Genomic DNA, 5010 nt, shown 5'->3' with positions numbered 1-5010 from the left:
CTTTTCTCCCGTGGAGCTTGTAAGCAAAGGATTCGCAGCCCAACATATTTTTAATGCCCTCATCCATGATACTTCTCCAAAATACTTAATTCATGGACTTGATTTACCTGTATATCTAGGAGCCTTGATCCTGAGGTAAGTGAATCTCAGTGAAATATATTTAGGAGCGATTTTAAACGATTTAATAATCTAAATCATATCTACGCAACAAGTGTATTTAGGGCTGGTGGTTACTTCATGGATCCAATAGTTTTAGCAGGGTTTGTAGGAGCGTTCATGCTTGCATGGATTGATGGGGCAAACAATGCTGCAAACAGCATTGGGACAATCATAGGTGTGCGTGCATTGCCTGTAAGAAGGGCCTTGTTGATCGCATCGATCTTCGAGTTGATCGGGGGCCTGGCTTACGGGAGATTCATTTCTTCAACTCTTTCCTCCAAGATAATCAGCGTGGCAGAGATATCGTCGAGGATAATTACCGCTGGCTTCGTCATCGCCTTATTTGTCTCATTTATAATAGTGTTCCTGGCGACTAGAAAGCATATGCCGTTTAGTATAAGCATAGTTACAGTGGGAGCTATTTCAGGAATAGGTTTAGCTATGGGTGTGGAATATGTTAATACAGGCCTACTTCTCGAGTTATTTGTTCTATGGCTTTTAATACCTTTCATAGGCTTACTGGTCGGCTATATATATTATAGGCTATATAGCTACCTGCGCTCGAGAAGAAACATCTATGTAAAGATATTCCTCCCCCTCTTGCTCCTATACACCTCCTTCACTGTTTCAGCCGTATATATGGCTATACCGGAGCAGTTACTGGAGAACATATATATTCTCGCAGCCGTGTCATCGATCATCGTTGTCCTTACAGCATCAATAATGATATACCTCTACATGAATATATGGGGAAGTAGACATGAAGTGATAGATGTAGATACTGTTGTAAATAGGTTCAATAATAGAATGCTCATCGCTTCATCAGCGATCCTTGCCTTTACACATGGAGGACACGATGTCGCAAACGCTGCCGCACCATTAATGCTTATACTGGGTTCAAGGGAGTTGAATCATGATATTGAATCACTACTGATACTCACCTATTCTTCACTAGGATTGAGCACAGGAATCCTCACATGGGGTGTTAGCGTAGCGAAAACTATTGGGGAAGAGATCACTGTATTAAATCCCGAGTCAGCTCTCATTGCTAACATAGCTGGCGCGCAGACAACACTCATTGTAACCAGGCTTGGGTTACCGAGCAGTATGGTTGGAATAATCATTGGTTCCATAATGGGGGTTGGACTGGGAAGAGGTATCTCAAGTGTTAATACCAGGTTATTTTCAAGGATGCTATCATACTGGTATATTGGTTTCCTAGTAGCCACTGTAGTTACATATATTGCTACTAGAATACTATTATATGTCAGTATATAGTCGGGGAAGCCAGTATATTAACTGGGAGAGAGTAATGGAGGTATATGTAGGCACTAGCGGCTGGCTCTATGACTGGAATGAGGAGGCTTCACTGGACTGGTATATTAGGGAAAGCGGGTTAAATGCTGTTGAATTAAACGCCAGCTTCTACAGGTTCCCCTACAGGAATCAAGTGGTGTCATGGGCTAGGAAGGGTAGGGGTATAAGATGGAGTATTAAGGTGCACAAGTCTATAACCCATTACAGGAAGCTTGGGAGAGACGCCTTAGAGATATGGAGGAGGTTCCATAACTTATTCACCCCGATGAATGATGTCATTGACTTCTATCTTTTCCAGATGCCTCCTCAATTCACATGCAGTAAGGAGAATCTGGAGAAGATTGAGAGATTCCATGAGGCATCCAACCTAGCCTCCAGGATGGCTGTTGAGTTCAGGCATGTATCATGCTTTAATGATAGTGTTGCCTCATGGGGGATTGATAAAGCTATAGTGATAGTGTCAATAGATGCGCCCATTGCTTCATGGATTACCAATATTATGGGGATAGTTTACTTAAGGATGCATGGAAGATCTTCGTGGTACGGACATGAGTACACAATGGATGAGCTACGTGAGGTGGCGGGAAGAATAGTAAGGATGAAGCCCGAGAAAGTATATGTGTTCTTCAATAACGATCACTGGATGCTTGAAAATGCCCGCTCACTAATGGGGATGCTTAGGGGTTAAGAGGGGTCCTCTGCTTGAGGCTCTATGAGATATATCGCGACATATACTTGGAGCCATCTAAACAGGCAGTCGAGTTGGCATTAAGATACGGGTATCTCCCATACATGGTTCAAAGATACCTTGAGATGCTTGGCCCAGATGAAGCCCTGGAACTTCTTGAAGCATTCGAAAAACCTGTTAAACCAGTTGTCAGAGTTAACACGTTACTTATAAGGCCCGGTGAATTAATGGAGAGACTAGAATCCCTGGGATTCCAGTTAGAGGAAATACCATGGGCTCCCGCTTCATTCTGGGTAGTTAAAACCCCTAGAAGCCCCACTATAGGCTCGACACATGAATACTTAAAGGGCTACTACTATATCCACAGAGATGCCTCTAGCCTGATACCAGTGTTACTCCTACTACATAACTATGAAGGAGACGTCCTCGACGCCTGTGCCGCCCCAGGCGGTAAGGCAACGTTTATGGCTCAAATCCTTAAGGAGCGGGGAAAAGGTATTGTATACGCTAACGACTATGTCTTATACAGGTTAAAGACCCTGGTGGGGCATCTATTAAGGATGAAACTAGATAACGTAGTAGTAGCATGGAGTAATGCGTTAAACCTTCCGGGGAAACTAGGTAGAAGATTTAAGAGGATCCTCCTGGACGCACCATGTAGTGGGGAGGGAAGGATATCTGTGGATCCAGGGCGGAAAACACGAACAAGTATCTTAGACCTGGCCATGCTTGCCAAGAGAGAGATATTGTTGCTGGATAGATTAATAGATCTACTGGATGAAAATGGAGTACTAGCGTACTCAACATGTAGTATTGCACCGGAGGAAAACGAGTACGTTCTTAGTAGGATACTGAATTCAAGGAGCGATATCGAGATAATTGAGCCGGAATTAAAACTGTTCAATTATAGCCCCTGGCTCACCCATTATAGGTCAATGGAGTTCCCCAGGGACCTTGAGAAATGCATCAGGGTATGGCCTCATAGACACGGCTTATTCGGGTTTACCACATGCCTGATCAGGAGGATTAAGTCATGAAGGGGAAGATAAAGTTTAAGACGGGAAGAATTGGGAAAACCCTGTACACCAGGCTCTATAATCTATTTAAGAACACATTCAACGTTAACCCTGAAGAATACATTGGTAAAGTTAATAGAGATGAATTAGAATACCTTTGTATTAATGATTTATGCATAATACATAGTATCATCGCCGGGGCCGGAGAATTCAGCACAAATACCATTTACCAGGGTCAATGGGTGGCAACCATAGTTAAAGGAGAAATAACACCCTCAATACCCCTGGTTAAAAAAATATACTCATCGAAAGGATTCAGGGCAGCAGTACTAGTAGGGGAAAAAGGCGTAAAGGCCTTCCTCTACGGAAACGACATATTATTGGAAAGCATTATAGAGAAGTATGAGCCCGTGGATGGATTAGTCAGTATAGTCGACTCCAGAGATAATGAAATAATAGGATTTGCCAAGTGGAATCCAAGAAAGAAAGTGTTCGAGAATATATATGATCTAGGCATATACCTGAGGTTACTTGGTTAGTATATACTTATCACTTATTTTTCAACATATATATCAATTAATAAAAGATAGGTTTATGAATAAGCATCTCTATTATATTCTACAATTGATGGATGAATTACAATGAGCGCCTCCCCAAGAAGAGGAGCATATAGGTTCTTAATAGCTATATTGCTAGCGTTCTGTATAGGTACAGTGTTTGGTTACATTACAAGCATTACCGTTCCAAAAGACACAGCGTCCACTATTGCATCATGGCTAAAGGCATTAGGAGACATATTCGTTAGGTTAATCAGGATAATTATCCCACCCCTTATATTATTCACTATTGCAGCCGCAACATCCTCTATAGCAAGTGCCAGACGGCTGGGCAGGATATTAGCGGTAATGCTGTTCCTCTATATTATCACCTCAATCCTTGCCGCCTTCTGGGGCGTCCTTGGTGGAGTATTATTCCAACCCGGTATCGGGGTGGGTCTCCAACCACCTAAGGGCTACCAGCCTCCAACCCCTCCAAGCGGGCCGGATCTACTGCTTTCATTCTTCATGCCCGACTTTGTAAACCTCTTAACTGTCTCCGGTTCTATGACGATGATAATTTTCGCTATAATACTGGGTGTCGCAGTAGTATTTATGGGGGAGCCAGGCAGGAAGATAGCTTCAATGCTCTCACTCTTATCAACCCTCATGGTTAAATTCGTATCAGTTATAATGTACTATGCACCGATAGCTGTGTTCAGCTATGCTGGCTGGCTGATGATATCCTACGGACCAGCCATGCTGGGTGCTTACGCGAAATTCCTTGGTGTACAATACGGGTTCACACTATTCCATTTCATTGTAATATATTCTATAATAGTCATGCTAGGAGGGCTTAACCCTATAGTATACTTTAAGGCTCAGCTAATACCTTTCCTAATAGCTTTCACAACCCGTTCATCAGCTGTAACACTCCCATTCAACATGGAGGCCGCTAGGAAAATGGGTGTGTCCGATGAAGTATTCAATATAACGCTCCCCATAGGCGCTACCGTTAACATGGATGTGACAGCCTTATACCAGGCGCTCAGCGCCTTATTCATCTCGCAGTTATTCGGCATAAATCTAACATCAACCCAGCTAGGCATGGTCGTAATGGCGGCCCTTATTGGATCAGTGGCCACAGCTGCTATACCTGGTGGCGGGACAATAATGCTTGCATATGTGTTATCCGTGATTGGCCTACCCTTAGAAGGTGTTGGTATAATGATGGTTATCGATCCATTAGCTGATACTATAAGGACGGCCGTAAACGTGTCGGGTGATAATGCGT

Annotated in this window: 5 protein-coding genes; all 5 read left to right on the top strand. The window is 43.2% G+C overall.

Translation table 11 applies throughout. The annotated features are described in order from the left end of the window. The first annotated feature begins 237 nt into the window (after positions 1 to 237). Positions 238 to 1437 (top strand): inorganic phosphate transporter, encoded by a 1200-nt coding sequence (locus tag ACP5N5_RS05570; protein ID WP_428133701.1) that lies wholly within the window; start codon positions 238 to 240, stop codon positions 1435 to 1437. Positions 1438 to 1471: 34 nt separating this feature from the next. Continuing rightward, positions 1472 to 2164 (top strand): DUF72 domain-containing protein, encoded by a 693-nt coding sequence (locus ACP5N5_RS05565; RefSeq protein WP_042667438.1) that lies wholly within the window; start codon positions 1472 to 1474, stop codon positions 2162 to 2164. A gap of 14 nt (positions 2165 to 2178) precedes the next feature. Further along, the gene (locus ACP5N5_RS05560; RefSeq protein ID WP_012608253.1) at positions 2179 to 3201 is read left to right on the top strand and encodes an RsmB/NOP family class I SAM-dependent RNA methyltransferase; all 1023 of its coding nucleotides are present in this window, start codon (positions 2179 to 2181) and stop codon (positions 3199 to 3201) included. After that, complete coding sequence (locus tag ACP5N5_RS05555) at positions 3198 to 3719, top strand: hypothetical protein (protein ID WP_428133698.1); 522 nt, start codon at positions 3198 to 3200, stop codon at positions 3717 to 3719. The genes ACP5N5_RS05560 and ACP5N5_RS05555 overlap by 4 nt, the downstream gene beginning before the upstream one ends. A 102-nt stretch (positions 3720 to 3821) precedes the next feature. Further along, the coding region (locus tag ACP5N5_RS05550) for a dicarboxylate/amino acid:cation symporter (RefSeq protein ID WP_428133695.1) at positions 3822 to 5010 on the top strand (1189 nt) is incomplete at its 3' end.

The organism is Desulfurococcus sp. (genome assembly GCF_049970475.1).
In the GTDB taxonomy this organism is placed as follows: Archaea; Thermoproteota; Thermoprotei_A; order Sulfolobales; family Desulfurococcaceae; genus Desulfurococcus; species Desulfurococcus amylolyticus.
This window is presented reverse-complemented; position numbering and strand designations above follow the sequence as displayed.

What these genes read in the sequence shown, in the direction of transcription:
- ACP5N5_RS05565 (WP_042667438.1), top strand. Translation starts at nt 1,472, where the DNA reads ATGGAGGTATATGTAGGCACTAGCGGCTGGCTCTATGACTGGAATGAG.
- ACP5N5_RS05555 (WP_428133698.1), top strand. Translation starts at nt 3,198, where the DNA reads ATGAAGGGGAAGATAAAGTTTAAGACGGGAAGAATTGGGAAAACCCTG.
- ACP5N5_RS05570 (WP_428133701.1), top strand. Translation starts at nt 238, where the DNA reads ATGGATCCAATAGTTTTAGCAGGGTTTGTAGGAGCGTTCATGCTTGCA.